The sequence below is a fragment of the Marinobacter sp. UBA2498 genome (assembly GCF_002341575.1).
Classification (GTDB): Bacteria; Pseudomonadota; Gammaproteobacteria; order Pseudomonadales; family Oleiphilaceae; genus Marinobacter; species Marinobacter manganoxydans.
In genome coordinates this window covers 59,407-63,441 of the sequence record NZ_DDOI01000058.1, presented here as the reverse complement: position 1 = coordinate 63,441, position 4,035 = coordinate 59,407, and the positions used below count along the sequence as shown (strand labels likewise).

General features: G+C 57.5%; 3 protein-coding genes and 1 pseudogene. 3 read left to right on the top strand and 1 reads right to left on the bottom strand.

Annotated elements, in window-relative coordinates:
* The 3 genes from B2W52_RS07130 to B2W52_RS07120 form a co-directional block, all read left to right on the top strand.
* Positions 1-1,851: ATP-binding response regulator (locus B2W52_RS07130; protein WP_286802149.1), on the top strand; the 1,851-nt coding region annotated here is incomplete at its 5' end.
* Positions 1,838-2,743: a response regulator transcription factor gene (locus B2W52_RS07125; protein ID WP_053113353.1), complete on the top strand. Its 906-nt coding sequence runs from the start codon at positions 1,838-1,840 to the stop codon at positions 2,741-2,743. The genes B2W52_RS07130 and B2W52_RS07125, both read left to right, overlap by 14 nt.
* Before the next feature lie 108 nt (positions 2,744-2,851).
* Positions 2,852-3,538: a DUF3047 domain-containing protein gene (locus B2W52_RS07120; protein ID WP_053115499.1), complete on the top strand. Its 687-nt coding sequence runs from the start codon at positions 2,852-2,854 to the stop codon at positions 3,536-3,538.
* A gap of 13 nt (positions 3,539-3,551) precedes the next feature.
* Here B2W52_RS07120 and B2W52_RS07115 read toward each other — a convergent pair.
* Positions 3,552-4,035: pseudogene (locus tag B2W52_RS07115) on the bottom strand (substrate-binding periplasmic protein); the annotation flags it as partial.

Genomic DNA, 4,035 nt, shown 5'->3' with positions numbered 1-4,035 from the left:
CTCACCCATTGTCCCGCGTACGACGGCACCATCTGTTCACTGTGCTGTTCACTCGATGCCCGTTGCGCAGACGCCTGCAAACCGGGGGCCGGATATCAGGAACAGCTCAATCAGTTTCTCGGGAGCCTGATGCCAAAACCGGTCTTGGCCGGTCTGCGCTCAAGGCTCGGGCATTTTCTGAGCCTGCTGGTGCTCATCAACGGCCTTTCCGGCCTGCTGCTGTCCCTGATCTATTTCAAGACGCCGGTCGCTTCACCCGCTGAAGGCATTCTTTTATCGGTAACCCTGTGGAAGGTGTTCTTCATTCTGGTGATCGTGACCGGCGTGATCTGTTGGCTGTTCGTGCTCGCCCACGAAAGCCGGGTGGTGGCCGAGGAAGAGTCCCGTCGCCAGAATCGCCTCCTGATGGAAGAGATCGTCGCCCACGAACGGACCGACCAGGCTCTTCAGCAGGCAAAGGAACAGGCGGAGGCCGCCAACGGGGCGAAAAGTCGCTACTTGACGGGGATCAGTCACGAACTCCGTTCCCCGCTCAATGCCATCCTCGGCTATGCCCAGTTGATGGAAAACGACGAGACCATTCCCTCCCACCGCAAGGAAGCCCTCGGCGTCATTCGCCGCAGCGGTGAGTACCTCGCCGATCTGATAGAGGGGCTGTTGGATATTTCCAAGATCGAGGCTGGCCGCCTGGACCTGCACCGCGATCAGGTTCGAATAGAGCTGTTGATGGAGCAACTGGTGACCATGTTCCGCCTGCAGGCAGAAGATAAAGGCCTGGCCTTCGATTACCACTGCCCCAACCCGCTTCCGGAAATGGTCACCACCGATGAGAAGCGGCTGCGCCAGATTCTGATCAATCTTCTCTCCAACGCCATCAAATACACGGATCGGGGCGGCGTCTCCCTGACCCTGCGTTATCGCAGTCAGGTCGCCGAGTTCACCGTACGCGATACCGGGGAAGGCATAGCCCCTGAGAATGTGGAACGCATCTTCCGACCCTTCGAACGTATCCGGACACCGGGGCAAAGCCGGGCCGGCACAGGCCTGGGTCTGACCATTACCCGCCTGCTCACGGAAATCATGGGTGGCGATATCTCGCTGGAGAGTGTACCGGGCCAGGGTAGTGTCTTCCGGGTCAGTCTGATGCTATCAAGCCTGCATTCTTCGACACCCCGCTCGATATCAATGCCGGCCAAGCGCATCTACGGTTACCACGGTTCGCGGCGAAAGGTACTGCTGGTGGATGACGATGTGTCCCACCGCCAGGTCATGCGGGCCATGCTCTCGCCACTGGGCTTTGAAATCGTCGATCTTGGCAATGCTCTGCAGGTTTTGGCAACCATTGAGGCTGAACGCCCTGACCTTGTGCTTCTCGACGTGTCCATGCCGGGCCAAAGCGGCTGGGAAGTCCTGGCAATGCTACGACAGCACAAGCACACCATGCCTGTCGTGATGGTCTCTGCCGACGCTAACGAAGGCCACCACGCCGCAGACTCACCGCGTCTGCACGATGGCTACATCATCAAACCGGTTCGGCTGAACCTGTTGCTCGACACCATTGCCAGCGTGCTGGATCTCAATTGGCGATTCGATAAGAGCCCGGATCCCATGGCGGCTATTCCAGCACCCGACCATGGCGTTTTGCCTTTACCCAAAATGGAGCATCGCCTGGCTCTGGCCACTCTGGCCCGGATCGGACACCGGAAAGGCCTGCTTGAGGCATTGCATGACCTGAAACACAGCGGCGAGGCGGCCGAACCCTTTGCGATTGAGCTCACCAGACTCACCAACGATTTCCAGTTTGAGAAAATTCTTGAACTACTCGAGGTAGCCGAACATGAAGCTTCATAATGACCGGAAGACTGTCGTGATGGTCGTAGATGACGCAGTCGACTCCATTCGAATGATCAACGATGCCATGGAAGAGGCAGGTATGACGGTGCTCGTTGCGCTGGAAGGAAACCAGGCCCTTACGATAAGCCAGAACATCACCCCGGATGTGGTGTTGATGGACGCTTTGATGCCCCATATGGACGGCTTTGAAACCTGTCGTCGATTGAAAGAGAACCCTGCGTTCGCCGATATTCCCATCATCTTCATGACCGGTCTAAGCGATACCGAGCACGTTGTTATGGGGCTCAACGCCGGTGGCGTGGATTACGTGACCAAACCGATTAACACCACCGAACTCCTGGCCAGAATGGATGTACACCTGACGAATGCCCGCATGACCCGCAGTGCTCGTAGCGCCCTGGATACGGCCGGTCAGAACCTGTTTGCGGTGGACCGCGAGGCGAACTTGCTGTGGGGCACGCCACAGGTTTGCCAGTACCTGCCCGACGCAGCGCATCCCGAATTCCCCGAGGTACGTGCCAGACTGGAGGAATGGCTGGGCCACCGTCCCGAGCCGGGCCACAGCATGCCAGTCGAAATCATGGGCATCGACAGAACGGTAGAGTTTCTTGCCCTTGTGGATAACCGGGAATACCTGCTGCGGCTGAAAACACCACAGAACCAGAACAGCGCAACAGCAGCCCTGCGGCAACGGTTCGAGCTGACACTGAGAGAATCCGACGTGTTACTCTGGATCGCGAACGGCAAGACCAACCGGGAGATAGGCCAGATCCTGGATATGAGTCCCCGAACCGTTAACAAACACCTGGAGCAGGTATTCCGGAAACTGGGCGTAGAAAACCGGACGGCGGCCGCAGCCAGTGCAATCCGCTTGCTCGCAATCCAGTAATGGCCTCGGGCACTTTTGCTCATAGCGTCTGTCCATCGGGGTACTGTGATCTTGAAAGCGAGAAGCTCGATGAGAAAGACTGCCACATTTTTATCAGTGCTGGTTCTGATGGGCCTGTCAGGGCTGTTGTTGGCACAGACACCATCCCCGCTCACACCTTTCTCGGAAATGCAGTCCCTGAATGATGGCTGGGAGCCTCTGGAATTCCCCAAGATAGATCAGCTCAGCCGCTATGAACTGACAACCGAATACGGTCAGCAGGTCGTGCGGGCGACCACGGACGGCGGTGCGTCGGGACTGATCGCACGGGTCAGGCTGGAGCCAACCGATTCGCTGATTCTGCAATGGCGCTGGAAGGTCTCGAATGTCTTCGAAAACGGGGATGCCCGGGAAAAGTCCGGGGACGATTACCCGGCCAGAATCTATGTGGCGTTCGAGTTCCAGCCCGAGAAGGCGGGGTTTTTCGAGCGCGCCAAACGCAAGACAGTCGAGGTGTTATTCGGTGAGTCCCTGCCGGGCAATGCCCTCAACTACATCTGGGCCAATACTCTCCCGAAGGGCGAGATTGTGCCCAACCCGTACACCGAGAAAACCATGATGATTGCCGTGAATTCCGGATCAGAACAGGTCGGCGAATGGGTCACGGTGGAGCGGGATATCATGGCCGATTATCGGGAAGCGTTTGGCGAGGAACCGCCACCGGTCGTGGGCATTGCCATCATGTCGGATTCGGACAACACCGGTGAAAAGGCCACGGCCTGGTATGGGGACATCCTTCTGAACCCGGATTCCTGAGCCCTGAACACTACTAACGGTATTGCTCGGGAAATCCGGGGATCACAAAGCTTTCTCCAAGGTTTCGTATCGGCGGCACTTCACCCTTTTCAGCCAGACGGATGTAGGCATCATTGAACTCTTCCCGCAGGATCGCTGCCCGGGGATTGGCCAGCGAGAACAGCCAGGTCAGATTCCTCAAACGGATCGCCGATTCACGGATTTTCTCGTCTTTGGGCATGGTCAGGGTTTCCACGACCGGATCCCGATGCCCAAACAGGTAATGGCCTCGGCCAAGCTTGAGCATTTCCAGAGCAGCCCGATAGTTTGGAGCCTGGGTGACGTCAATCGAACCTTCCGCCTCCAGCCAGTACAAGAGCCCTCCATAGGTGTACCCGCCTATCGTGATGACGGTCTTGCCCTGCAGTTGATCAAAATGTGTAAGTGGTTCGGTTCCCTCCAGATACCAGGCACTGAGCTGGGTCGCGAGGGGAGTGACCCAGGTCTCAAGAACTTCA